The organism is Azospirillum sp. B510 (genome assembly GCF_000010725.1).
In the GTDB taxonomy this organism is placed as follows: domain Bacteria; phylum Pseudomonadota; class Alphaproteobacteria; order Azospirillales; family Azospirillaceae; genus Azospirillum; species Azospirillum lipoferum_B.
Genome location: NC_013860.1, coordinates 96653 through 120255 on the forward strand (window position 1 = coordinate 96653; position 23603 = coordinate 120255).

At 62.5% G+C, this 23603-nt stretch carries 15 protein-coding genes and 10 pseudogenes; 12 read left to right on the forward strand and 13 right to left on the reverse strand.

Going from position 1 to position 23603, the window contains the following annotated elements:
* Window position 1 precedes the first annotated feature (1 nt).
* From AZL_RS32640 to AZL_RS35115, 5 genes are all read right to left on the reverse strand, one after another.
* Window positions 2-829, reverse strand: a complete 828-nt coding sequence (locus tag AZL_RS32640) for a class I SAM-dependent methyltransferase (protein WP_158306034.1) — start codon at window positions 827-829, stop codon at window positions 2-4.
* Window positions 830-984: 155 nt separating this feature from the next.
* Window positions 985-1422 carry a nuclear transport factor 2 family protein gene (locus tag AZL_RS35110; RefSeq protein WP_158306035.1) on the reverse strand — a complete coding sequence of 146 codons (438 nt, stop codon included), beginning with the start codon at window positions 1420-1422 and terminating at the stop codon, window positions 985-987.
* 371 nt (window positions 1423-1793) lie between these two features.
* A complete protein-coding gene (locus AZL_RS32650; protein WP_012978619.1) occupies window positions 1794-2315 on the reverse strand; it encodes a dihydrofolate reductase family protein in 522 nt (173 codons plus the stop codon).
* Between the two features lie 54 nt (window positions 2316-2369).
* A complete protein-coding gene (locus AZL_RS32655; RefSeq protein ID WP_012978620.1) occupies window positions 2370-4658 on the reverse strand; it encodes a M28 family peptidase in 2289 nt (762 codons plus the stop codon).
* 128 nt (window positions 4659-4786) lie between these two features.
* Complete coding sequence (locus AZL_RS35115; RefSeq protein WP_012978621.1) at window positions 4787-4999, reverse strand: MbtH family protein; 213 nt, start codon at window positions 4997-4999, stop codon at window positions 4787-4789.
* A gap of 463 nt (window positions 5000-5462) precedes the next feature.
* Between AZL_RS35115 and AZL_RS35120 the strand changes: the two are divergent.
* A pseudogene (locus tag AZL_RS35120) lies at window positions 5463-5630 on the forward strand (ISL3 family transposase); the annotation flags it as partial.
* Window positions 5631-5743: 113 nt separating this feature from the next.
* Window positions 5744-6298, forward strand: a pseudogene (locus AZL_RS32660) (IS5-like element ISAzs10 family transposase); the annotation flags it as partial.
* A 45-nt stretch (window positions 6299-6343) separates the two neighbouring features.
* Here AZL_RS32660 and AZL_RS32665 read toward each other — a convergent pair.
* From AZL_RS32665 to AZL_RS32680, 3 genes and pseudogenes are all read right to left on the reverse strand, one after another.
* Window positions 6344-6562, reverse strand: a pseudogene (locus tag AZL_RS32665) (transposase); the annotation flags it as partial.
* A gap of 12 nt (window positions 6563-6574) precedes the next feature.
* Window positions 6575-7671 (reverse strand): IS630-like element ISAzs14 family transposase gene (locus tag AZL_RS35125; RefSeq protein WP_148219284.1). Its coding sequence is split into 2 segments (ribosomal slippage): window positions 6575-7155 and window positions 7155-7671, totalling 1098 coding nucleotides; the frame shifts between segments, so codons are not numbered across the junction.
* 64 nt (window positions 7672-7735) lie between these two features.
* Window positions 7736-8743, reverse strand: a pseudogene (locus tag AZL_RS32680) (IS256-like element ISAzs19 family transposase); the annotation flags it as partial.
* Between the two features lie 59 nt (window positions 8744-8802).
* Here AZL_RS32680 and AZL_RS32685 point away from each other — a divergent pair.
* Both AZL_RS32685 and AZL_RS32695 read left to right on the forward strand, forming a co-directional pair.
* Window positions 8803-9330: pseudogene (locus tag AZL_RS32685) on the forward strand (IS5-like element ISAzs10 family transposase); the annotation flags it as partial.
* A gap of 249 nt (window positions 9331-9579) precedes the next feature.
* Window positions 9580-10769, forward strand: a pseudogene (locus tag AZL_RS32695) (IS3 family transposase).
* 341 nt (window positions 10770-11110) lie between these two features.
* On the opposite strand, the gene AZL_RS32700 reads toward AZL_RS32695, so the two are convergent.
* From AZL_RS32700 to AZL_RS32710, 3 genes are read right to left on the reverse strand one after another with little or no spacing between them, the layout of a single operon-like run.
* Complete coding sequence (locus tag AZL_RS32700; RefSeq protein WP_012978628.1) at window positions 11111-12082, reverse strand: ExeA family protein; 972 nt, start codon at window positions 12080-12082, stop codon at window positions 11111-11113.
* The gene (locus tag AZL_RS32705; protein WP_086935531.1) at window positions 12076-13710 is read right to left on the reverse strand and encodes a DDE-type integrase/transposase/recombinase; all 1635 of its coding nucleotides are present in this window, start codon (window positions 13708-13710) and stop codon (window positions 12076-12078) included. The genes AZL_RS32700 and AZL_RS32705 overlap by 7 nt, the downstream gene beginning before the upstream one ends.
* A 10-nt stretch (window positions 13711-13720) precedes the next feature.
* On the reverse strand, window positions 13721-14281 hold the full coding sequence (locus AZL_RS32710; protein ID WP_012978630.1) for a recombinase family protein: 561 nt from the start codon (window positions 14279-14281) through the stop codon (window positions 13721-13723).
* A gap of 217 nt (window positions 14282-14498) precedes the next feature.
* On the opposite strand from AZL_RS32710, the gene AZL_RS32715 reads away from it, so the two are divergent.
* From AZL_RS32715 to AZL_RS33920, 8 genes and pseudogenes are all read left to right on the forward strand, one after another.
* On the forward strand, window positions 14499-14726 hold the full coding sequence (locus tag AZL_RS32715) for a transcriptional regulator (protein ID WP_012978631.1): 228 nt from the start codon (window positions 14499-14501) through the stop codon (window positions 14724-14726).
* A pseudogene (locus AZL_RS37345) lies at window positions 14723-14845 on the forward strand (type II toxin-antitoxin system death-on-curing family toxin); the annotation flags it as partial. The gene AZL_RS32715 and the pseudogene AZL_RS37345, both read left to right, overlap by 4 nt.
* A gap of 96 nt (window positions 14846-14941) precedes the next feature.
* A protein-coding gene (locus AZL_RS35130) for an IS630-like element ISAzs37 family transposase (RefSeq protein WP_076611132.1) occupies window positions 14942-15884 on the forward strand; the annotation gives its coding sequence in 2 pieces (ribosomal slippage) (window positions 14942-15277 and window positions 15279-15884; 942 coding nt in all).
* A gap of 9 nt (window positions 15885-15893) precedes the next feature.
* Window positions 15894-16166, forward strand: a pseudogene (locus AZL_RS35135) (type II toxin-antitoxin system death-on-curing family toxin); the annotation flags it as partial.
* A 173-nt stretch (window positions 16167-16339) separates the two neighbouring features.
* Window positions 16340-16420, forward strand: a pseudogene (locus AZL_RS37750) (Tn3 family transposase); the annotation flags it as partial.
* Between the two features lie 179 nt (window positions 16421-16599).
* The gene (gene istA, locus AZL_RS32740) at window positions 16600-18114 is read left to right on the forward strand and encodes an IS21-like element ISAzs2 family transposase (RefSeq protein ID WP_012978635.1); all 1515 of its coding nucleotides are present in this window, start codon (window positions 16600-16602) and stop codon (window positions 18112-18114) included.
* Window positions 18115-18124: 10 nt separating this feature from the next.
* On the forward strand, window positions 18125-18880 hold the full coding sequence (gene istB / locus AZL_RS32745; protein WP_012972684.1) for an IS21-like element ISAzs2 family helper ATPase IstB: 756 nt from the start codon (window positions 18125-18127) through the stop codon (window positions 18878-18880).
* Window positions 18881-19036: 156 nt separating this feature from the next.
* Window positions 19037-20009 (forward strand): annotated as a pseudogene (locus AZL_RS33920) (IS1380 family transposase); the annotation flags it as partial.
* Between the two features lie 170 nt (window positions 20010-20179).
* On the opposite strand, the gene AZL_RS35140 reads toward AZL_RS33920, so the two are convergent.
* Both AZL_RS35140 and AZL_RS32755 read right to left on the reverse strand, forming a co-directional pair.
* Window positions 20180-21730 carry a tetratricopeptide repeat protein gene (locus AZL_RS35140; RefSeq protein ID WP_012978637.1) on the reverse strand — a complete coding sequence of 517 codons (1551 nt, stop codon included), beginning with the start codon at window positions 21728-21730 and terminating at the stop codon, window positions 20180-20182.
* A gap of 81 nt (window positions 21731-21811) precedes the next feature.
* Window positions 21812-23590: a tetratricopeptide repeat protein gene (locus AZL_RS32755; RefSeq protein ID WP_042446986.1), complete on the reverse strand. Its 1779-nt coding sequence runs from the start codon at window positions 23588-23590 to the stop codon at window positions 21812-21814.
* Window positions 23591-23603 lie beyond the last annotated feature (13 nt).

A 23603-nucleotide genomic window follows, 5' to 3' on the forward strand; every position in this document is an offset into this window, starting at 1 on the left:
CTCAATCTTGCTTGGACGCAGTTAGCAGGACGTAGTCCAGCGCCTCGTACACCGTGGGATCGGCTGTCTTGCGCAGCATCCAGCGGGTCAGTGGGTTCCGGCCCACCGAAGCGGTGGCATTCTCCAGACATCGAGCCACATAGCAGCGGTACGGCTCGAAGACATCGTCGCGGATCGACTCCATGGCGATGTCCGAAAACCCGATGGCGCGCAAATGGCCGAGATAGGCGTCGTGGCCGTAGCAGTTGGCCGCCGGGGCCAGTCCCCGCAGCCGGTGCTCCCCGCCCGCATAGGGGATCAGATCCGTCAGCACCAGGCGCCCGCCGGGCCGCAGCACTCGAAAGGCTTCGCGCAGAAAATCCTCCCGCGTCGCGAAATGAAAGGCCGCTTCCAACGAAACGACTTTGTCGAAGGAACCACCCGGCCAAGCCATCGCCGTCGCCGACCCCTGGACGAACTCGACCGTACCGTCGGCGACGGCCGCTACGGCCTTGGCACGCGCGGCCTTCACCTGAAAGCTGGCGATATCCATCCCGACGATCCGGCCCGGCCGGCAGTGATCTAACCAGACCAGGGCCTCTTCCCCGAACCCTGAGCCCACGGTAAGGATGCGGTCCGCCGGCCCGAACCTGCCCTTCTCGGCGATCAGCACGGCCATATCCCGGCAGGCATCCTCCAGCCTGTCCGGGTTGCCACGCCAATAGCCCATGTTCATGAAGCCGCTTTTCTTCGTGATCGGGCTACGCCGCGCAAAGAACGAATAGCGGAAACCGATGGACCGTTCGTGGATGATGTTCGACAACCGTTCCAGCCATACAGGCTTCGTCATGAACGTCCTCATAAGGGGGGCTTACTTCGGCGGAAGCGGGGCAACGGAGGGGAAAGGAGACGGTGGGAAACGTGCGGAGTGCAAAGACCCCGCACATAGTCCCTGGCCGGCACCATGCGGTGCTGCACCCCCGCCCAGCGAGCGGGAAGGATCGATCAGGACAGCGGATAGCTGGTGGTATGGACCACCACCCAGTTGCCGTCCCGCTTGGCCCAGGTCGTGCTGATGTGGTGGCGGGCGGGCAGGACCTTGTCACCACGCGTCGCCTTGGTATCGGAAACGACGGTCAGGATGGCCACGTTGTCCGACACCTTGATCAACTTGGGTGAGGTTAGCTCATAGCTCTTGATCTGGACTTGCTCGACGTGGAACTCAAACCCTGTGGCACGAGCCTCCTGCACGCGCCCTTCTTCGACGATCACGGCATCTGGTGCCACAAGGCGATTGAAGGTTGCCTTATCCTTTTCCTGCACGGCCTTACAGAGCGACTTTTCCAGATTGAGCAACGTGGTTTCGAGATCTTCCGCGCTGGCAGCAGATGCAAAGCAGAAGAGCCCGGCGGCGATAAGCGCAAAAATACCTTTCCGATTCATGGGTTGATCACTCCGAAATTGAAGAATCAAGGCCATAACCATGACATTGCAAAAAGAAAGAGTCCATATATAAAATATAGCTAGAGAAACAAATACCGTAAATATGGAGAATATAAATATATACATTGGAAACCATTATTTTGATGAATATTTTATTTATAACGTCATGAGTTACTTTTGTATGATAATTACATGTTAATGCCGCTCGACTCAAAAAATGCAATAAAGTCAAATAAAAAAGCAGCTTACATGGGCAGAAAGAAATCGGCGGTATTGTGCCGCTGCACTGTACCCATTTCAGAAAGCCCCCTTTGTTCCGGCGCGCTTATGGGACGGCTTCGATCACGCCCGCCCCATGCCCGCGGCACCTGTCATGGTCTCTTGTGGTGGACCTGGACGACACCGTTCGGAAAGGTCCGGGTTTCGGCCATGGTGAGCTGGCCCGAACCGACCGACGCGTTGAACAGGGACTGACCGACCCCCAGGAACACCGGAATGATCGTCAGGACGTAGTCGGTGAGCAGCTCTTCCCGCTCGAATGCCGTCGCCGCTGCGGTTCCCCCGACCATCCAAACACGCCGATGCCCCTGGGCGCTCAGGCGTTGCGCGAGGGCGCCGGGCGATTCGGAGGTCACAGTCACATCCTGCCGGCTTGTCGATCGGCGGCCGGACGACAGCATCCATACGGGCTTGCCCGCGTATGGCCAATCGCCGAATGTGAGAATCTGATCGTAGGTCTTGCGACCCATGATCAGCCCGTCGATGCTCGAGAAGAACTTGGCGTAGCCGTAGTCTTCGCCCGCCGCCTGAAACGGTTCCAGCCAATCGACCTCCCCGCTCTTCCCGGACAAAAAGCCGTCGGCGCTGATGGCTGCGTAATAGATGATACGCATGGCTTCCGATTCTCCCTTGCCTGTTGGGCGGCTGAGCGGAAAAGCAGAGCCGCGTCAGAAAACGTAGGATTTGCGAATCAGCGTCATATCGGTCGGCTTGAAAGGTGCAGGCATTGTCCCCGCATCCCGGACGGACTGTGGCATTCCCGGCCGATCGGGCAAATGCGGGATGTACTGAACGGCCACAACACGCACGGAATCATGGTCGGCCACGTCGATGGAGAGGGCACACCCGTCGGCGGGACAACCGTACAACATACCCCGCCATTCCTGTTTCGGGGTTTCGCTGGTCGCCAACGGACGGCCATCGATGGCAAGATGCCGGATCGACGACGACGTGATTGTGATGAAGAGGGATGTCGCCCCGGCGCTGGGGATCACGCGCAGGCGGAACGCTTCTTTACTGTCCCCGTCCACAAGATCACGTTCAACGAGCGCCGCCGGGATGTCGAACACCGGCACGTCCGCCGCAAGCCCTTCCAGAGCCATTGGCAGGAACCCTTCCAGCGTGATGCGCGATGGCGTGTCGGTCACGAACTGCGCCGTCCAGGAATCGGGCGCACGGTCGAAACTCACCCACTGCGCCCGCTCGCTGTCGCCATCAACGGCATAGATCAGCGAATTGCCGCGCGGCTCGTTTCCGTCGCGGCTGTCGTACCACAGCATCAGCGACACCCCGGCAGCGATGGTCAGGCAGAAGCCCCCGATGATGAGCGGGCGCGCGCCCTGCCCCGCCACCAGGACAAGCTGTGGGACGAGCGCCGTGAGGGCCAGCCCGACGGCAAGCGTGAGCGGCAATCCGGAAAAGACGTTGAACGCCGACACCAGCATCGTGGCGAACGGCGCCCAGAGCAGGATCACGGGCAGGACGAGAACCCCCAGAAGCGTCGCGGCCATCCGGGGGCTGGCCTCTCGCCAAGGGCCGGCGGCGGTGACTGCCAGACCGGCGACGCAGGCCGCCGCCGGCCAGACGAAAAGATAGCTGGAGGACGGCAGGAACCAGACGGTCAGGATCGCCGCGGCGATCCACAGGAGGGTTGCTCCGGCGGTAACATCGGTGATGGAGATTCTGCGCGCTGCGGTGAGGATCAGCTGGGCGACGAGCGTCCCGGCCCACAACGCCGTGCCGATGGCGATCGGTTCGGGATGGGCGAGCATAGGAAAATCGAGTCCGGCCGCCCACGCTGAAAGCAGGGAGAGCAGAACGGCCCCGCCACCGCAAACGACGACGAGTGCGGCGAGAAGGATCGACAGGGCCGAGCGGGACAGCGTCAGGGTGCGCCGGACCAGGCCGAATCGGAAAACGGCCGCCGCTGCCAGAATGGTCAGAGCCACGACGGGGTGATGCAGGGCCGCCGGATAGACGACCAGCCCGGCCCACGGAACGGTAAAATACGCCATGGGCCTTGCATCACCGTCTCCGACAGCGGCAAATGCACCGGCATCGGTGAGGCCAAGCTTTATCCCTCGTGCCAGACTGAGAGCGTGCATGCCGTGATGGCGCAGGCTGCGCAAGTTGAGCCGGTCCGCCGTGTCGGTGGGTGAGTGATAGGCCGATACGTCGTCGATAAAGGCGAAATTGAACCCGGGCAGACCCGCCCGGCGAAACACGGAGAAGTCCGTGTCGTTGTGGAGAATCCGGTAGATGTCGGCGGAATAGGAGCCGGCGACGGGATAAGGGTCCAACGCAGCGAACTGTTTGATGTAGGGCGCCGTACCCGGTCCGGTTTCGAACATGATCGAAGGGCCGCTGCGGCCCCGCGCGTCGAAGTTCATGACGAAAGCGACATTCCTTGCCCAGCGGTGCTGCTCGAGAAACGCCGTCGCCCCGAGCATTCCCACCTCCTCTCCGTCGGAAAAGAGAAAGATCAGGTCATGCTGGGGACGCGGCCCGGCCAGCACCGCCCGCATGGTTTCCAACAGAGCCCCCACCGCCGCGGTGTTGTCGCCCGCCCCGGGGCTGTGCCGCACGGTATCATAATGAGCCACCAGCAGGATGGCCCGGTGATCGTCCGTGCCTTCGATCCTCGTCAGAATGTTCCGGACCCGCCCGACGGTGTTCATCCCCTCGAAAACGGATGAGGCCGTGCCGTCCTGCCGCTCAACGGTCAGGCCTAAACGGACGATGGCATCGGCGATATAAGCGGAAACCCGTCCATGCTCCGGCGTGCCGATGTGGTGCGGCGTCACGGTGAGCGCGCGCACGTGATCCGCCGCGCGGAGAACCGAAAAGGATTCGGGCGCACCATCGCCCGAATCCATCGGGGGCTGCGCAAGCGGACGGAGGCTGAAAAAGACCAGCATCGCGGATACAACGATGGCCACGGCGAGACGGACACCCATCGGCCAGATACCCCTCTCATCCCGGCACGCCAATGAATTGGCGATGACTTGACGCCCCGTATCTCCTTCAGACGCTTCACAGGCTTTTCAGCGTCGAACCGGACACCGCGTTGACCGCTGTTTCGCCGTTATCGTACTGCGCCTTCCATCTGTTTGCGCAGACTGAGGGGCCTCATGTCCGTCCAAACCTCCTCGATGCGTTTCAGGCAGACGTCTTTCCGGCCCACCGTTCCTTCTTCATGCCATCCGGCAGGAGATTTTCTCTTGTCCGGCCAGATAGAATACTGGCCTTCATCGTTGACAACAACTTTATACTCACTTAATTCAGCGTCGCCATCCATCATCACAAAACATCCTTTCCGAGCTTAGTCAGCCATATCAACTAATACACTTGTATTCATTCATGATGCACTGCGGTTCTATGAATACATACTGGGCAAAGCACTCTTTGCATTGCAATTATTTTTTCCACTGAATGCTCCGATGCGCGGGATAACACAGGGACTGCCGCACAACGAGAACATGGTATCCGGCATCGGCGTTCCCCTTGTGCCGAGCTTGGTCTTGCGTGAAGAGGGAGGCGCAGCGCCCGGCGTGCCTACAAGAGATCGTCGCAATAGCATGCATAAGTGTGGGGCGGTCGGGTGGATCGGCGGTTCTGGCTGTGAATCGGCCTGGAATAAGGGGCTCTTGGAAGTTTTGTGTGATCAATCAGGGGTTGGGCTCGCAGCCTAAAACAGTCGAAAGTAGGCGGAGCCCTTCGAAGTTCGCGGATCGCTATATGAGAGGAAGTGCATCCTCGACATGGTCCTCTCCTTGAACCTTTCCCTGCATTCGATTGGCTTTCTTCCTGGTCTCCATATCATTGACCAGATCGACCATGGCTCCCCACGCCTCACGTTGCGCGCGCAGCAGACGACGGTTTCGGCTCCCTGTACCGCATGTGGGACGCCATCCCGGCGGATTCACGGTGTGAATCGGCATGGAATAAGGACCCCGTTTAGCAGGCCGCGGAAAAAGGGCTGTGCACGGCTGTCGTGTCGTGATTCCCTCCAGTGAGGGCAAAGGCGACCGTTGAGGGAATGATGCGGGGCTCGGACGAACGCAGCGAAGGTCTTTTCAGCTACGTGAGCTGCGAGGCACGGGTTCCGGCGACCCATCCATTGCGGCCGATCCGGGCCATCGTGGACGAAGCGCTGGAGGTGATGTCACCGGCGTTCGAGGGGCTGTACTCCAAGATCGGCCGGCCGTCGATCCCGCCGGAAAAGCTGCTGCGGGCGCTGCTGCTCCAGGCCTTCTACTCGGTGCGCTCGGAACGCCAGCTGATGGAACAGCTCGACTATAACCTGCTGTTCCGCTGGTTCGTCGGCTTGTCGATGGACGCTCCGGTGTGGGACGTGACGGTGTTCACCAAGAACCGGGAGCGTCTGCTGGCCGGGGATGTGGCGGCCAAGTTCCTGGCCACCGTGCTGGGCCAGCCGAAGGTGAAAGCGCTGCTGTCGGACGAGCACTTCTCGGTGGACGGGACGCTGATCGAAGCCTGGGCCAGCGTGAAGAGCTTCCGGCCCAAAGATGGCAGCGGTGAGCCGCCGGGGCCGGGACGCAACGGCGAACGCGACTTTCACGGCGAGAAGCGGTCCAAGGGACTATCCGGAATTTCGTGCTCGGCGGGGCGGGTTTTAATCTCAGGCGCTCATCGCCTTTGAGAAACGCTCGCCGAACATGACGGCCATCTGTGCCTTGGCGGCCGTCCATTCCCGTGGCGGCATCTTCCAATCTTTCTCGGAGCGGTTCAAGACCAGAAACAAGAGCTTCAGCGCGGCCTCGTCATTTGGAAAATGCCCTCGGGCCCGCACCGCCCGGCGCAGCTTGGAATTCAACGCTTCGATGGCATTTGTGGTGTAATACCAAAGCCGTTAAATTTTGACCTGTAAGGCCCACGGGTAACCGCATGTGGAGCGGATGCGGCCGGGTTCGGCGAGGATGCGGTTCCAGACGCGACAGCAGACGTCGAGGATGGCGTTGAGGTCGGTGAAGAGCCGGTGGGACAGCAGGGTGTCGCGCATGACCTGCCAGAGCCTTTCGATGGCGTTGAGTTCCGGGCTGTAGGGCGGGAGCGGCACGAGGGTGATGTTGGCCGGCACGGCGAGATCGCCGCTGGTGTGCCATCCCGCCCCGTCGATCACCACGGCGGCATGGGCGCCGGGGGTGACGGTGCGGCTGATCTCCTCCAGCATGAGGTTCATCGCCTCGGTGTTGGCGCGCGTCATGACGATGGCGGCTCCGGTGTCGCGCTCAGGACAGACCGCGCCGAAGAGATAGGCCGACTTGAAACGATGATCGCGCACGGCGCGCGGCCGGCTGCCGCGCGGCGCCCAGCGCCGGGTCAGGGTGCCTTTCTGGCCGATGCGGGCCTCGTCCTGGAACCAGACCTCCACGGCGCTCGCCTCGGGGTGGTCCTCTCCGATGGCGGCGAGGCGTTCGGCGAAGTTTTTTTAAACGCCTCCTGGGCCGGTGCGTCGGCCTTGGGATGGATCGGGCGCGGCGTCAGGAAGGACAGCTTCATGCGGTGCAAGCGGTCCTGCATGCCGGTGCGGCTGTAGTCCGCCCCGAAATGCCGCAGGGCCAAGTCGCGGATGTGGCGAACCCGGTACTCGACTACGCCGTCCCGTTCGACCTCGGGGCCGGCGGCGATCAGGTCAGCCAATTCCGGCTCCAGGGCGTCGGCGAGCAGCGGCGGCCGGCCGCAGCGCGCCCGATCCCGCAAGCCGTCCACCCCTTCGGCGTTGTAGCGCACGACCCAGTCGCGCAGCGCTTGCCGGTCCATGCCGGCTTGCCGCGCCGCTTCCGCCCGGCTGACGCCGTCCAGCGCCATGGCGATCGCCAGCAGGCGCCGGCACACCCGCCCATCGCTCTCGCCGCGGGCGAGGCGGCGCAGGTCTTCCGAGCTCAGGTCGGGGCGGATCGGCAGGGCGGACATGGCTGTGCTTCGCTCAATGGTGAGACCTGGCACAGGGAATCACTACCGGCGCTGAACCGCAAGCCACAGACCCGGCGAGTCAGAAGTTTCCGGCTCTGGTATAAAGGATGCGTCGAACCGCGCGGGGAAAGGCGAAAAAGGGAATGACCTCCGGCCAAGCGCGCCGCCAGGCCTTGCCGATGGCCGCATACTTTTCGCCCCAGGGTCCGTCTTCGAAGGCGGTCAGGGCCACCTCGGCGGCCTTATCGTCGACAGCGTCGTAGACGGTCTTCAAGGCGCCCGCGATGGCCTTGCGGTCCTTCCAGGACGCGAATTCCATGCTGTGGCGCAGCAGGTGGACGATGCAGGTCTGCACGATCGTCTCGGGATAGGCCGCCGCGATCGCTTCGGGAAAGCCCTTCAGCCCGTCGACCACAGCCAGCAGGATGTCCTCAACGCCCCGGTTCTTCAATTCATTCAGGACGCGCAGCCAGAACTTGGCGCCTTCGTTCTGTTCGATCCACAGACCCAGCACCTCCTTGGCGCCGTCGGCCCGCACGCCGATGGCCACATGGATGGCCTTGTTGCGGACCAGCCCTTCGTCCCGGATCTTGACCCGGATGGCATCCAGGAAGACCAGCGGGTAGACCGCCTCCAAAGGCCGGTTCTGCCACGTCGTCACCTCGTCGATCACCGCATCCGTCACCGTGGAGATCAGGTCGGCCGACACCTCGATGCCATAGAGCTCCCGCAGGTGCCCCGTGATCTCCCGCGTCGACATGCCCCGTGCGTACATTGAGATGATCTTCTCATCGAAGCCGGGGAACCGCCGCTGGTACTTGCCGATCAGCGCCGGATCGAACGTACCCGTCCGGTCGCGCGGGATCGCCAAGTCCATCGACCCGCCCTCCGTCAGCACCGTCTTGCGGCCGTAGCCGTTGCGCCGGTTGCCGCTCTCGTCCCCAGCCAGATGATGATCCAGCTCCGCTTTCAGCGCCCGTTCCGTCAGCGCCTTCTTCAACTGGTCGAGCAGGCCGTTCTGGTCGAACGCCGTCTTGGCATCCGCCCCCGCCAGGAGCTGGTCGAGGATCGCGTCGGGGATAACCGGTTCTTTGCGTCGGGCCATTCAGGGTCTCCTTCTGCTTCAGGATAACCCCGCCGAGCACGAAATTCCGGATAGTCCCGCGGTCCAACGAGACCCATGCCTCGACCAGCGACCCCGAGGCGCGGCTGTACCGCAAGGGCAACGGGCAGCCGGCGAAGCTGGCCTTCATGGGTCATGCGTTGATGGAGAACCGGAACGCCCTGGTGGTCAATGTCCGGCTCACCGCGGCGACCGGCTTGGCCGAGCGCGAGGCGGCGGTGTCCATGGTCGAGGCCATCCCCGGCCGCCACCGCATCACGGTGGGCGCCGACAAGGCCTACGACACCAAGGATTTCGTGGCGAACATGCGCGAGTTGGGCGCCGCCCCGCACGTCGCCCAGAACACCCGCAACCGCCGCTCGGCCATCGACGGCCGAACCACCCGCCACCCCGGCTATGCAGTCAGCCTACGAATCCGCAAGCGCATCGAGGAGGTGTTCGGCTGGATCAAAGGGGCCGGGCTACGCAAGACCCGCCATCGCGGCATGGCCCGTGTCGGCTGGATGTTCACCCTGACCGCCGCCGCCTACAACCTGATCCGCCTGCCAAAGCTACTGCCGACGGCATAATCACGCCCGGAGTCCGCCCAAAAGGCGGCCTTGGGCGCTCCAGGCCGGGGGTGCACCCGCTGATTTCGACCAAAGCGGGTGCAAAAGGCCCAAATTTCGAGCCTCCGCAGAGGCAAGGACGCCATACACGAGCCTTTTTCCGCGTCCTGTTAGGGGGTGATCGGCATCCAAACGGGACCCCCGATGTGACCTTGCCCGCGTGCGACGCCTCCCATAGCCGGCTACACTCGGCAACGGACTGGGGGCAAGATGGCGAAGACGACGCGGGCGCGGTACACGATTGAGTTCAAGGAAGAGGCGGTTCGCTTGGTCACCGGCGGCCAGCGGGTGGCGGCGGTTGCCAAGACGCTGGGCTTGGCGGAACAGACGCTGCACAACTAGGTCAAGGCGGCCGGCAGCGGCGGTTTGACCGGGCCGGCGGCGCCGAAGGTCAGCGCCGAACAGATGGAAATCAGCCGGCTGCGGACGGAACTCGCGCGTGTGAAGATGGAGCGCGACATCCTAAAAAAAGCAGCGGCGTACTTCGCCAGGGAGTCGCTGTGAAGTACGCCTTTATTCAGCGGCACCGAGAATTGTGGCCGGTATCCGCTCAGTGTTCGGCTCTGGGTGTCAGCGCCCGAGGGTTTCGTCAATACCTCTGCCGTGAGGCGACGCCGGACACGGCGCCTTCGGCTCGGAGACGCGTGGGCAACGTGGCCCTGCTGACGCACATCAAGGCGATCCACGCCGAGACCCGCGGGGCCTATGGCTGGCCCCGGATCTGGCGGGAACTGCGGCACCGTCAGGTGCGCGTCGGCAAGGAGCGGGTGCGCCGGATGATGCGCGAACATGCCATCCGGGCGCGGGGCAAGCGGAAGTTCAAGGCGACAACCGACAGCACCCACGGCCTGCCGGTGTCCGACAACCTGTTGAACCGGGCGTTCCGGCCGGCGCAGCCCGATCGAGTGTGGACCGGCGACATCACCTATATCGCCACCGGGGAAGGCTGGCTGTACCTGGCCGTCGTCATCGACCTGTTCAGCCGGCAGGTTGTCGGTTGGGCGTTGGGCGAGCGCATGACCCGCCAACTCGTAATCGACGCCCTGACCATGGCGTGGTTCCGGCGCCGGCCGGCCGAGGGCGTGATCTTCCATTCCGATCAAGGCTCGCAATACGCCAGCTCGGATTTCCAGGCGCTCCTGCGCCAGTACGGCATGCAGGGATCGATGAGCCGCAAGGGCAACTGCTGGGATAACGCGGTGACCGAGACCCTGTTCGGATCGCTCAAAGTCGAACGCTTGCATGGCATGCGCTTTGAAACCCGGCGCCACGCCAAGGACGAGATCATCGACTGGCTCGCCTTCTACAACCACAAGCGGATGCATTCGACCCTGGGCTACACCAGCCCCATGGCATTCGAGGAAACTTGGCGTCGCCAGCACGGCGTGCTGGCGGCATAATCTCCCGGCTATGGGAGGCGTCGCACGCGGGCAAGGTCACTTTGCCTTCTTCAAGGGAGCCTGTACGCGGGGCATCTACGACAACATGAAGACGGCGGTCGACACGATCTTTGCCGGAAAGGAGCGTGTCTACAACCGGCGCTTCCTGCAGATGTGCAGCCACTATCTGTAGCGGCCCGAGATCATCGGCGTCTGGACCTGAGATTCACGGCGATTCCGGGACCGAATTGGGTGAGACCGGATCGGCTGCTCGGCGCAGATTGTGTGAGAGGGGACCCACATTGTTTGAGACGGACCCGAGATCATGGGCGACGGCCCACACTCCGTGAGACGACGCTCGGTCAGAGCGGCAGCCCCGCCGCCTGCATCTGCTGGGTCAACTCCTGCGCCCTCGCCCCGCCAAGTTCGCCGCGCAGGAACTGTCGGATCTCCGCCGGCTTGACGCTGAATTGGTCGGCCAGGGAACGCACGGTGTAGCCGTGACGGGTCAGCCGTGGCTCAAGGTCGTCGAGGTGGCGGGCCAACACGCTCTCCACCACCTGCACGGTGACCGGCCGTTCACCGACCCGGAACGCCTCCTCGAACGCGAGGGTCAGGTGCTGCTCGATCTGGAGTGGGGTCTTCAGACGACCGGCCAGCAATTCCACGGCAACCGTTTCGATCAGATCGCCGATGTCAACGCCCTCGCCTGCGCAGCGGCCAAGGAGCCAGCGAATGTAAGCAAGTTGGTTCCCCGCCATGCCGTCGAACTCGAACACCACCGACCGATAGCCGATCTCCTCCATGGTCGGGCGGCGAAGGTCATTCCGGAGCTTGGGATGGCCCACCAGCACCACAGAGAGCATGCCGCCGCCATCGGCCACCACCTCCATCAGCCGCTTCAGACCGATCAGCGTCTTGCCATGCAGGTCGTGCGCCTCGTCTACGAACAAGGCCACGGGCTTGCGGCCGCGACGCACAAGCTGTTGCAACTCGCGCTCCCGCTTCTCGCCCAGGGTTGGGATCTTCGGATCCTTGTCCGGGGAGAGGTCGTGGAACAGCGCGGTGATGAGGGTCGGGATGGTGGTGCGGTCCTTGTCCACCGACAAGCTCTTCGACACGGTGACGCGCCCCTCGCGGGTCAGCTCGTCTTGGATGCGGCGGAGCAGCACCGTCTTGCCGCTGCCGACAACGCCGGCGACTGCCACCAGTCGGCCGGCCAGGATGGACGCCTTCACATCCTTGATGAGCTGGCGGTGATGATCGGTTTCGTAATACCCGGCCATCAGCAGGTCCCGCTCCAGCCTGAAATGCTCCATGACCTCCGTCAGCATCGCCCGCCCCCTCCCGTCCGCTGCCTGAAGTACGCCCGCACCTTCGTCAGCACCTCATCCTTGGCCAAGGTCTCCCGCACCAGCGCGTCGATCCAGGCCCGGTCCTCGGCCGACAGTTTCGCCAACGCCAAACCGATCTCACCGGCGATGGCGCGCTTGGCCGCGATGATGTCGGGAAAGGTCAGAGTGCGGTAGGGGTCCGGGTCGTTGAACGCCTCCTTGGCGGCCGGTGCCGTGGCGGGGGGCGGCAGGGGCGAGGTGCCGCCGTCCAGGGCCGCGCGCGGCAGGCCGATGCGCTCCGCCAGTTCGGCCACCCGATCGGCCCGTTCCTCGGACTTGGACTTCTGGTGCTTGCGGTACTTGTGCAGCGGGATGGGGCCGCCGACCGGACCGTAGGGGCCATACCGCCGGTCGCCATGCTCGACGTAGAGTTCCTGGTCGAACAGCCCCCACCAGAGCACCACGTCCTCGCCCGCCAGGTCCGGATCGACCTCGTAGGCCACGCCCTCCACGGCGATGCGGGTATCGATGCCGACCTTGCGCCGCTCGGGCTCGCGGGCGAAGGTGCAAAATCGATCCCAGGCGCACATGTCACGGAACCCCTTCTCCGGCAGGTTCCGGACCCAGTCCTCGATGCGGCTGTGCGGCTCGGACCGGTGATCCTGGGCGTTGTAGCGAACCAGATAGCGGCGGAGCCACAGGTTGGCCTCCGCTTCATCCTGCGGTTCGTGGAAATGGTAGAGCGTTTCGTGCACGTCCTTGACAGTGCGGAAGGGCCGTTCGACCTTGCCCTTGGACCGGGCCGTGGTGCGCCGGCCATCGCTTCCCGCCGGCAAATGGGTCATGACCTTGATGCCCAGGCAGGCCATGACGTTCTGGAACACGCGCGACCGGGTGACCGGGCCGTTGTCCATGTAGATCGCCTCGGGGATGCCCTGAAACGGCATGTCTTCCTCGGGCTTGGCGGCCATGGCGTTGTAGAGGAAGCGCAGGGCCGCTTCCGCGTCCTCCCCGTAGACGCAGCGGTACTCCTGGTAGACGACGCCGCTGCGATCGTCGACCACGCTGAACAGCATCAGTGTCGGCGCCCCGCGTCCCGGTTCGATCCAAAGCGGCTGCTTGACGTGCTTCAGGTCCGACGGGCTCATGTCGAACTGCCACAGCTCGTTCGACCGCCGCGCCTGGAATCGCACGGCCGCCGGCGCGCGGGTCACCCTGGCGTAGTCCAACCCCCACGCGCTCAGATACCGGTTCACCGTGCTCTTGTGCAGCGTGCCCGACACCGGCTGCACCAACCCCTCCGGTGCCTCGACCCCATGCTCCTCCATCAGCCGGATCGCCTGCACCGTCGAAAGGTGGCGGCCCTTCTTGTTGGTGGTCCGCAGCTTCAGGGCGGCGACGATCTCGCAATAGCGTTCCATCTCCGCAGTGGAAATCTTCCGCGGCTTTCCCCGATCGGCCCGGCGAACGGCCTTGGGACGAAGATGTTGCTGAAGGGCGCGGTAGAGGGTGGCTCGGGACACGCCGCAGAGTTCCCTGGCCGACCGGAGGATCTCGGCACGGTCCGGATGACGGGGCGGCAGGGTGTCCAGCCGGCGGCGCAAATGCACCAGCGCTTCGGCAGGGATCCGCCGCCCCTCAGCCACCGGCCATCTCCTCGACGTAGGCGTAGAGCGTCGGCTTGGAAATGCCCATGAGCCGGCAAATCTCCATCACCGTATGCTTGCGTTCCTGGTAGAGCTGGACGGCCAGCCGGCGTTTGTCGGGTTCCAGAACCTTGCGCCGGCCGCCCATCCGGCCGCGAGCCCGGGCCGCGCTGAGACCGGCCTGGGTGCGCTCCCGCACCAGGTTGCGCTCGAACTCCGCAAGGGCTCCGAACATGTGGAAAACCAGCCGCCCGCCACTCGACCCGGTGTCGATGGCGTCATGCAGGCTGCGCAAGCCGATGCCGGCGGCATCAAGTTGTTCGGCGAGCTGAATGAGATCCTTCAGGGATCGTCCCAGCCGGTCGAGCCGCCAGACAACAAGTGTGTCGCCCCGGCGAGCCGTGCCGAGCGCGGCGGCAAGACCGGGGCGGTCCGTCTTGGCGCCGCCGCGGCGATCCTCGAAGATCTTCTCGCATCCAGTAACCCTGAGCGCGTCGCGCTGGAGGTGGAGGTTCTGGTCGTCGGTCGATACCCGTGCATAGCCGATCAACATGGACCAAGCTCCCCGGTTTGGCAGGAAACCCGTGGCGCATACTCGATAGCAGACGATGAAAGGCTGACTGAATTTCTTTACCACAGCAGCGGCAGGAAGACGAGCCGTTCGCAACGGCTCCGCCGGAGTAAAAGAAACGGTCGTTTTCTTGACCGCTGGGTTGCGCCGCGCCCATTCGATCTATATAATGTTCATTATAATTTATGGAGTGAACGCCATGCTCACCTTCAAGGTCACCACCGTCGGAGCCTCGGCCGGTTTCATCCTGACCAAGGAAGCCATGGCCCGCCTGAAAGTTCAAAAGGGCGACACGCTCTACCTCACCGAGGCACCGGACGGTGGCTATCGCCTGACCCCCTACGATCCCGACTTCGAGCGCCAGATGGCCCTGGCGGAAGAGATCATGCATGAAGACCGCGATATTCTGCGGGCGTTGGCGAAATGACGGCTTGGCGCTGGATCGGCCCGAAAACCGTTTACGCCGTGCATGACCGGCAGCTTGCCGAGCATGGAGGGTTGGACGGCATTCGCGACCAAGGCGCTGTGGAATCGGCGTTAGAGCGGTATTCGACCGGGTTGAATCGGTGTTTTTCTGTGGGATTCCCATTTCTGGTAAAATCAGCGATTCTGAGCGGGTGATTAAGCGACCCGGAGCCGGACATGGCAGGCCCCTATTCTCAGGATCTTCGGGACCGCGTTGCCGCGGCGGTGTCGAGCGGCTGCTCGGCGCGCGCTGCGGCGGCGCGGTTCAGCATCAGCGTCAGCACGGCGATCCGCTGGGCCAAACGCTTGGGCGCGGAAGGGCATGCCCAGGCGCGGCCAATGGGTGGCGACCACCGCTCGCGCCTGAGCGATCACCGTGAGGCGGTGCTGACGTTGGTCGCCCACCAGCCCGACCTGACGCTGGAGGAGATCCGCGCCGAACTGAACGCCCGCCATGGCGTGAGCGTCAGCCTCGGCACGGTGTGGCGCTTCCTCAAGGCCCAGAACCTCACCCTTAAAAAAAACTCTGCACGCCGCCGAGCAGCAGCGTGATGACGTCGTCGAGGCCCGGCGCGCCTTCATCCGCCGTCAGCCGGCCCTTGATCCCGAGCGCCTGGTGTTCCTTGATGAGACCTGGGCCAGCACCAACATGACCAGGCGCCACGGGCGGTGTGCGCGCGGCTTGCGCCTCCTGGCTCCCGTCCCACACGGGCATTGGAAGACGACCACGCTGATCGCCGGCCTGCGCACCACCGGCATCGTCGCCCCCTATGTGCTCGACGGGCCGATCAATGCCACCGTCTTCCGCGCCTACGTCGAGCAGGTTCTGGCCCCGACCCTGCAAAGTGGCGACATCCTCATCCTCGACAACCTGTCCAGCCATAAGGTCGCCGGCGTCCGAGAAGCCGTCGAGGCGCGCGGCGCGCGGGTCCTCTACCTGCCGCCCTACAGCCCCGACCTCAACCCCATCGAGCAAGCCTTCGCCAAGCTCAAGGCGCTCCTGCGAAAAGCGGCCGAGCGCTCCCGTGACGGACTCTGGAACGCCATCGGACGCATCATCGACATCTACAAGCCAAACGAGTGCAGAAACCTCTTCAAAAATGCGGGATATCCAACCTGATCGAAAATCGCGCTAGCGCGCCCTCAGAACCGCGCTGTCTACGATGATCCCGACGCCGCCGCGCTCGCCGCAGCCTACGCGTATGGACTGGCGCGCAACCATGGCTTCGCCGACGGCAACAAGCGGACGGCTTGGGTGGTCGCCCGGCTCTTCCTCGCTGACAACGGTTGCCGCCTGCGGTTCGACAAGCTTGAGGCCGTGCGGATTGTCGAGGCCGTCGCCGCCGGCAGCCTCTCCGAAGAGGACTTGGCGGCTTGGTTCCGCACGCATCTTATTCCCTGACAAGTCGTCTCACGGAGTGTGGGCCGTCGCCCATGATCTCGGGTCCGTCTCAAACAATGTGGGTCCCCTCTCACACAATCTGCGCCGAGCAGCCGATCCGGTCTCACCCAATTCGGTCCCGGAATCGCCCTGAAGCTCAGGTCCAGCCGCCGATGATCTCGGGCCGCTACAACTACCGCGAGGGTCAGGAAGATCAGCTCGGCGCCCTCGGTCTGGTCGTCAATGCCATCATCCTGTGGAACACGATCTACATGGATTGCATATTTCGGCGGAAAGCACCCAGCGGGAACGGCGGAAAGCGCCCGGGCAGAACGGTGAAAGCGCCCAGCCGTTTCGGTGAATTCGCCCACCCGTAGGAGTGGTGGTATCGGGGTCCGAACCAGCCTTTGGCATCCCCATGATCTTTCCACGGCACAGGCCAAGGAGGATCGGGATGCCCCGAGCGAGGTCGGACATGCGGCGGATCAGAGAAGTCCTTCGTCTGCGGGATGAGTTTGGCGCCAGCCAACGGCAGATTGCCGATGCCTGCCGGCTGCCGCGCAGCACCGTGCGCGATTACCTGGAGCGGCTACGGGCCTCCGGGCTGCAGTACGCGGATGTGCTGGGCTGGACGGACGTCGAGCTGGAGGAGCGGCTGTTCCCGCCTCCGGTCACGTCGGCGCGCCCGGTGCCCGACTGGCGGCACATCAGCCGGGAACTCGGCCGCCGTGGCGTAACGCTGCGGCTGCTGTGGGAGGAATACCTGGAGGTCCATCCCGGCGGCTATCGCTACACCCAATTCGTCCAGCATTTCCGGGCATGGCAGGGTGCTCATGCCGAGCCGCGTCTGCGCCGGGAACATCGGCCGGGGGCGGCGATCGAGGTTGATTACGCTGGGATGACGCTGACCGTCGGGCTCGGCGCTGAGGCGCGGCAGGCCCAGGTGTTTGTCGCCTGCCTGCCGTATTCGGGCTACGTCTATGCCGAGGCGACCTGGACCCAGCAGGCGGAGGAGTGGCTGGCCTCCCACGCCCGGCTGTTCGAACATCTGGGCGGCGTGCCGGGCAAGCTGGTGCCGGATAACCTCAAGGTCGGCGTCAGCCACGCCTCCTTCTACGATCCGGCGATCAACCCGGCTTATCACGATCTCGCCCGGCACTACCGCACCGCCGTCCTGCCGGCCCGGGTGCGGCGCCCGCGCGACAAGCCCAGCGCCGAGAACGGCGTGCAGCAGGTCGAGCGGCGGGTGCTGGCCCCGCTGCGCGATACGCCCTTCGCCACGCTGGACGCCGCCAACGCGGCCTTGCGCGACAAGCTGGCCACCCTCAATGCCGCTCCCTTGAGCCGCCGGCCGCAGGACACGCGCGCCGGCCTGTTCGCCGCCGAGGAGCAGCCGACCCTGCGCCCCTTGCCGCCGGACCGCTTCGTGCCGGGCACCTGGGCGCGCCACAAGGTCCCGCCCGACTATCATCTCGCTCTCGACGGCGGCGTCTACTCGGTGCCCCACACGCTGATCGGCAAGACGGTCGACGTGCACAGCACCGCCGGCGTGATCAGCGTCTTCCTGCGCGGCAAGCGGATGGCCTGCCATGTCCGCCGGCAGGACGGCGCCACCGTGACGCTGGACGCCCATCGCCCCGCCAACCACCGGGCCGTCGCCCGCTTCACCCCCGATGCCATCCAGACCGAACTGGCCGCCATCGGCCCGGCCGCCGCGCTGCTGTTCGAACGCATCCTGGCCGGCGCCGATCACCCCGAACAGGCGGTGTGGGCCGGGATCGGCCTGATCCGCTTGGCGGCCACCCACGGCACCAGCCGGCTGGAGCAAGCCTGCCAGGCGGCGCTGGAGGCCAACGTCGGATCCTACCGCTACGTCCAGCGCTGGTTGACCGCTCCCCCGGCCACAACGGCGGACGCGGCCGGTGCCGGCGAGCACACCAATCTGCGCGGCCCTTCCTACTATCACTGACGGAGATACGATGATGAAGCACGTCAACCACGAGCGGCTGCGCCAGTTGCGGCTGTACGGCATGGCCAAGGGGTTGGAGGCGCTGGAACGCCTGCCCGATCGCGGCCAACTGGCCTTCGACGAGCAGTTGGGCACGCTGATCGAGCGGGAAGCGGCAGAGCGCGCCAACACCGCACTCGCCAGCCGACTGAAACGTGCCCGGCTGCGCCAGACGGCCTGCCTGGAGGACCTCGACCTGCGCACCCCGCGTGGGCTCGATCGCGGTGTTGTGCGCGAGCTGGCCACCGGGCGCTGGGTGAAGGAGAACCGGCCGGTTCTGATCACCGGCCCGACCGGGATCGGCAAGACCTGGCTGGCCTGTGCACTCGGCAACCAGGCGGCGCGGGAAGGCCACAGCGTACTCTACACCCGGCTGACCCGCCTGCTGGACGATCTGGCCACCGCCCGCCTGGACGGTTCGCTCGCCCGGCTGCTGCGACGGATCGCCCGGCTCGACCTGCTGATCCTGGATGACTGGGCGATGACCGAGCTGACCGCGCCTCAGCGCCTGGACCTGATGGAGGTGATCGATGACCGCCACGACCGGGCCGCAACCATGCTGGCCACCCAAGTTCCCGTGGCCAACTGGCATCGGCTCATCGGCGATGCCACCTACGCCGACGCCATCCTCGACCGCCTCGTGCATCGGGCCTACCGCATCGACCTGCATGGCGACTCCATGCGCCGCACCAAGGCCGATGCCGCCAGCGAAACCCCCGACACCTAAGGCCGGTGCTTGGCAACCAAACCCACAACCTTCATAACGTAAATCCAGGGTTCGGCCCCGGCTCCCACCAGCTTGCAATTCGGGTGGGCGCTTTCGCCGAAACGGTGGGCGCTTTCAACCGAAACGCCTGGGCGAATTCGCCGAAATACGCAGTCCGATGTCCGGGCGCTGCTGCGCATGGGCCGGGCCATGGTCGATCTTTACTGCGCGTCGTTCCGCCACGTGCCCAAGCGGATCACGCTCGACATCGACGACACCTTCGACGCGGTGCATGGCGAGCAGCAGTTGCGCCTGTTCAACGCCCATTACGACGAATACGGTTTCCAACCCATCGTGGTGTTCGATGGCGAAGGCCGCTTCGTCGCCGCCGTGCTGCGTCCCGCCAAGCGGCCGAAGGGCGTGGAAATCCGCGCCTTCCTGCGCCGTCTGCTGCGCGCGATCCGCGCCAATTGGCCCAAGACCACCATCCTGTTGCGCGCCGACAGCCATTATTGCTGCCCGGAGGTGCTGGACTGGTGCCGCGCCAACGGCATCGACTTCATTTTCGGCGTGGCCCCGACAACCACCTTGCGCCGCCATGTCGAAACCCTGGAGGCCAGCACCCAAGCCCGGTTCGGCGCCGCCCCCGATGGCGAAAAGCTGCGCCGCTTCAAAGAATTCCACGACGGTGCCGCCAGTTGGAGCCGGGTCGAGCGCATCGTCGCCCGTGTCGAAGCCGGGCCGGGCGGCACCGACAGCCGCTTCGTCGTCACCAGCCTGAAAAGCGGCAACGCCCGCACGCTCTATCAGGACATTTACTGTCGGCGCGGTCAGGCTGAGAACCACATCAAGTCCTGGAAAACCCATCTGGCCGCCGACCGCACCTCTTGTTGCACGGCCACCGCCAACCAGTTCCGCCTGTTCCTGCACGCCGGAGCTTATTGGCTGATGTGGTCCTTGCGTTCGATGATGCCCAAGCGCTCATCCTGGCGCGTCGCCCCAATTCAACACCTTGCGCCTGCGCTTGATCAAGATCGCTGCCCGCGTCATCGAGATGAAGACGCAGATCAAGCTGCATCTGCCCTCCGCCGCGCCTTATCAGGACATCCTGCGGCTCCTCCTCAGCCGCCTGCCGCGATTGGTCACCTGACCGCCGGGGCAACCTGCCCCCAAGAAACCCCGCCGCCTCAACCCGCCAAACCAATCGCACAAAGCCGTGCCGTTCTCGGCAGGCAACGGAAGGGCATGCCCGCCGACAACCTTAACGGGAGTTACTGCCGAAAGCCAGTCTCCCTGCCGAAGCGCGGTGCATAATGGCGGCTAAGCCTTGACCCGGGTCGGCGGAATAAGCCTGACCATCATGTTGATGGCATGTCTCATATTCCCGCTCAGTTGACAAACATAATCGGCGTCATCCGGTATATGGTCTATATACTCACCATATCGATCACCCTTGAAGAATTTTATTGTTTCCGTAAAAGGAAGAAGGCTTTCTGCACTTTTGAGAAAAAAATCACTGCGCAGGTCTTTTTCAGATATTTCTGATATTTTGTCAAAATTGTCTTCACAAATTACCTGTATAGCAGACTCTGGCATTTGCCAGCGTCTGCACCAGAAAGAAACCCAACCATTCTGGATAGAATCTATATAAAGCATGATCCTGTTCGAAATAAGAAAGGCATCGGACTCAATATGAATGATTTTGTTGCAGCCTTCACGCCTTGCGATTTCAACCGAAAAAAGAAAACTTCTCCACCATCCAGGAAAATTCGTTTCAGATTTCCTGCCAAGGCGATTATCGAACCTATGAAATATAATATCTCCACAATCAGGACGATGGCCTCCTCCATCATCAATCATACATATATTATGACGCGCCAAAACAGAGTTCTTATAATATTCCATCCAAAGTTTGTACCTTTTGTTCCAGGAATCATCACTATCGACATAAGACGTGCAAAACAAAAGACTTTTATTTCTATTATATTTTCCATTATGGACATAATGATTTATCTGATTAATAACAGTTTTTTTCTGAATAATATAGGAACTGTCTCTCTCAAGACTCATGGAAAAAGCATTTTCTGCGGCCTCATATTGCTTTAATGCATAAAGCGATTTTGCCATACTGATATAGTAATTCGAATTGTTTTGTGATTGATCAATGGCAGATTCAAAAATTTTCACAGCTATAACATGTTTGTTCTGATCAGCCGCAATCAAACCCGCAATATGAAGCGATTCTGCACTTTGGTAGTTGCTCAAAATGCTTCTGATCAATCTTGCGGATTCATTATGAAATTTCCTATTGTAAAGCTGTGCAGCAGTAGCCTGGCACTGTTTAAAGAGCCTTGCCGCATCATCTGCAGAGATATATCTTTTGGGCCGTATTGATAAGATCGCTTCCAGCAAAGAAGCAGCATTGACGAAATCATCCTTCCGATATAGCTCAGCGGCAGCATTTGATATAATAATTATGGATTCCTGTAAATTTATTCTGGACGCCTCGGATCCTGGATCGAGAGCAACAGATTTTGCAATAAGATTTAAGCTTTCCTTGAATTCTCCTTTGTATCTTTTGATGATCCCAAGAATCATGGTCGCATTATGGTTATGTCCATCAACCTCTAAAATTTTCTCAAAAACACCCTCCGCCTCACTAAAATATCCATTATTGTGTAACAATATTCCCTTATTGATTGATTCTAGGACTGCTATTCTCATGTTGTTCGCCACCTGAAAATTATTCGGCATTATTGATTCTATTTTGTGATATATTTTTAGAGACTCTTCAGGCTCTCCATTTTTTTGCTTTGAAACCGCTCTTTCAAATTCAATTGTGATATCACTTGAGAAATTTTCGCTTTTCATTTTTGATCATCTCTCCCATAAAAACTCTAGCCAGCGCAGAGTTTAAAATATTCCACAACGAAAGATAACAAATGGAGTTTTTTACAGGATCTTCAGAAGATTATGTGCCCGAAAATCCCAACTGAACCTTTCCAATATCTGAATCTTCGGACTTTTTATCTGTATTTTATCTCGAAGAAGGCCAATCAGAAAATCTGATGCAACATCCTCATCCGGATTCCACCAATCAATACCTTGAAACGGCGGATAGATCGCCTTGCTGTAAGGCATATAGGCCGGCCCCGTGGTGCAGGGTATCAGATGGGCGATCTCATCATCCAAGTACGCTGCATAGGCGCTGTTCCGTGGCGCGATCAGTCCCAGCCCCTTGGCGCCGGCCCGGGTCATCGGCAGATCCCATCCTTCTCCGTGCGACATGCTCCAGTAATGGGTCGCCAGCTGGTAAAGGGTTGAGATGCCGGATTCATCATAACGCCCCATCAGGGCGGCGATTGGCGCCGCTTCTTCAAAACGGCGGCCGACCATACGGGCTGTCTGCTGAAGAAGCTGCGCGAACTCCTGCTGCAGGGTCGGACCACCCTTACCCAACTTCAAGATCAGGATTGCATCGTCATTGGCGCTCGTCGCCCGCAGCCAGACCCGCAGGAGTCCGTCGATGTTCTTGCGCGCGATGAAGTCCGAAATGTTGAGGATGCGCACGCGGTAATCGGCGATCGGCCGTCCGGTTGGCGCGAGGATGCTGCGCGGTGGGTCGGCTTCATCGCCAGGGTGGACATGGATGCCCGGCGGGCACACCCTCAGCCGGTCGTCCGGATGGCCGGTCTCAAGCCAAGCCTGTCGCGAGGATTCCGTCGGCACCACCACCAGGTCATGGGCGGCGTTCGCCCGTGCCCAGCTCTTCGGTATGCGGGTACCCTCGAACATGGTGTAGTTGACGGTCGGCACGCCGGGGATCGGCTCCACCAGCATCGGGGTTAGGAAGCTCAAAGCCGCGCGAGGACGGATGGGGGCATCGGCATTGCCCTCCGGCGGGCGCCAGCTTTCCGCCCCGGTCAGACCGAGCAGCCTCAGCGCCGCTCCCTGTCCGGCCATCTGGCGCACAAAGCGTTGCGCCAGATCACCATAGCCCGACAGGACCGAAAAAGGTCCCCGGACCACGATACCATCCGGTGCTCCGTCTGTTCTGCTGGCCTCGGCCGAAATGCCGGCGGACAGTTGAGCGCGTTCCAGGCTCTGGGCGATCTCTCCATGGCCGGGAAGACGCTGGGCCAGCGGCTTCAGCACGGCCTTTGCCTCGGCACTGCGTCCGCAGGAGAGTAGAACCTGCCCCAAGCGCATGGCCATATCGGCATTCTGCGGATCGAGTTGCAGGCCCTGGCGCAGCAGCGCTTCCGCATCGCCGTACCAGGCATCGGACATCAGCGACACGGCGGCGTTGAGATAGCCGGATGCCTGGTCGGGATGAAGCAGGATGATGCGGCGCAGGTGATTGGCTGCGGCCCCCAGCAGGCCCTGCCCATGCAAGAGAGATCCCAGCTCGGTGCTGAACAGCGGCTGGGCCGGCTGGAGCTTCACCGCCTTGCGCAGGTGGTCCGCGGCGGCCATGGTGTCGCCCAGCGCGCGATGGGCGAGCGCCAGATTGAACCAGCCTTCGGTGAAGGTGGGGTCGATCGTCAGGAGACGGGTGAAGATTGACACGGTCTCGTTCGCTCGCCCCAACCGGCACAGCACGACACCGCGTGTGTTGCGCGCCATCCAGTCCTGAGGCCTGACGGCCAAGACTGCATCCAGAACAGTCAAGGCCTGTTCGATCTTGCCGGCGCGGTAAAGCTCGACAGCGTGCTGTGTGGTCGGTTCCATCGCTCGTCCTACT

Bases quoted from the DNA above. Each gene is read 5' to 3' on its own strand.
- AZL_RS32710 (WP_012978630.1), bottom strand. From the start codon at position 14,281: ATGTTGATCGGCTATGCACGGGTATCGACCGACGACCAGAACCTCCAC.
- AZL_RS32655 (WP_012978620.1), bottom strand. From the start codon at position 4,658: ATGGGTGTCCGTCTCGCCGTGGCCATCGTTGTATCCGCGATGCTGGTC.
- istB (WP_012972684.1), top strand. From the start codon at position 18,125: ATGATGAAGCACGTCAACCACGAGCGGCTGCGCCAGTTGCGGCTGTAC.
- istA (WP_012978635.1), top strand. From the start codon at position 16,600: ATGCCCCGAGCGAGGTCGGACATGCGGCGGATCAGAGAAGTCCTTCGT.
- AZL_RS32650 (WP_012978619.1), bottom strand. From the start codon at position 2,315: ATGCGTATCATCTATTACGCAGCCATCAGCGCCGACGGCTTTTTGTCC.
- AZL_RS32715 (WP_012978631.1), top strand. From the start codon at position 14,499: ATGCTCACCTTCAAGGTCACCACCGTCGGAGCCTCGGCCGGTTTCATC.
- AZL_RS32640 (WP_158306034.1), bottom strand. From the start codon at position 829: ATGACGAAGCCTGTATGGCTGGAACGGTTGTCGAACATCATCCACGAA.
- AZL_RS32700 (WP_012978628.1), bottom strand. From the start codon at position 12,082: ATGCTGACGGAGGTCATGGAGCATTTCAGGCTGGAGCGGGACCTGCTG.
- AZL_RS35115 (WP_012978621.1), bottom strand. From the start codon at position 4,999: ATGGATGGCGACGCTGAATTAAGTGAGTATAAAGTTGTTGTCAACGAT.
- AZL_RS32755 (WP_042446986.1), bottom strand. From the start codon at position 23,590: ATGGAACCGACCACACAGCACGCTGTCGAGCTTTACCGCGCCGGCAAG.
- AZL_RS35140 (WP_012978637.1), bottom strand. From the start codon at position 21,730: ATGAAAAGCGAAAATTTCTCAAGTGATATCACAATTGAATTTGAAAGA.
- AZL_RS35110 (WP_158306035.1), bottom strand. From the start codon at position 1,422: ATGAATCGGAAAGGTATTTTTGCGCTTATCGCCGCCGGGCTCTTCTGC.